Source organism: Virgibacillus sp. LDC1 (assembly GCF_025792345.1).
GTDB classification, from domain to species: domain Bacteria; phylum Bacillota; class Bacilli; order Paenibacillales; family Paenibacillaceae; genus Paenibacillus_AQ; species Paenibacillus_AQ lautus.
The window spans coordinates 1-657 of the sequence record NZ_JAOXLZ010000017.1 but is presented as its reverse complement, the minus strand read 5'-3'; the positions used below and the strand labels follow the sequence as shown (position 1 = coordinate 657).

Genomic DNA, 657 nt, shown 5'->3' with positions numbered 1-657 from the left:
CTGGGTATGCCTCCTCGCATCCTATGTATTCAGATACGGGTAACTAGCTATTACACTAGCTGGGTTTCCCCATTCGGACATCCCCGGATCGAAGCTTGCTTACAGCTCCCCGAGGCAGTTTCGTTGTTCGCCACGTCCTTCTTCGGCTCCTAGCGCCTAGGCATCCTCCGTGTGCTCTTAGTAGCTTAACCAATCGCTCCGGTTATGTGGATCAAAGATCCCAAAACCTTCGCTGCTACTTTTATTAAAACTTGTTTTGACACAAGTTCAGCTAAAAGGATATTTCTAATTGCGCAAATTCGTTTCGTTATCTAGTTTTCAAGGATCAATTGTATATCTTATAGATGAAATTGATTTGGTGGAGCCAAGGGGGATCGAACCCCTGACCTCCTGCGTGCAAGGCAGGCGCTCTCCCAGCTGAGCTATAGCCCCTCAAATTCCATCAAAACTGAACAAATGAATACACGTCGTGGTTGACTTCATTGAAGTCTGTACGATGACTTGCGTCATCGTTATTTGAATGTTTCCGTTGCAGGAAACGATTCTCCATAGAAAGGAGGTGATCCAGCCGCACCTTCCGATACGGCTACCTTGTTACGACTTCACCCCAATCATCTACCCCACCTTCGGCGGCTGGCTCCCGTAAGGGTTACCCCA

1 tRNA gene and 2 rRNA genes are annotated in these 657 nt (G+C 47.9%); all 3 read right to left on the bottom strand.

Annotated elements, in window-relative coordinates:
• A 23S ribosomal RNA gene (locus OHJ21_RS32945) occupies window positions 1–191 on the bottom strand; the annotation flags it as partial.
• A gap of 165 nt (window positions 192–356) precedes the next feature.
• Window positions 357–432, bottom strand: a tRNA-Ala gene (locus OHJ21_RS32940).
• A 120-nt stretch (window positions 433–552) separates the two neighbouring features.
• Window positions 553–657 (bottom strand): 16S ribosomal RNA (locus OHJ21_RS32935); the annotation flags it as partial.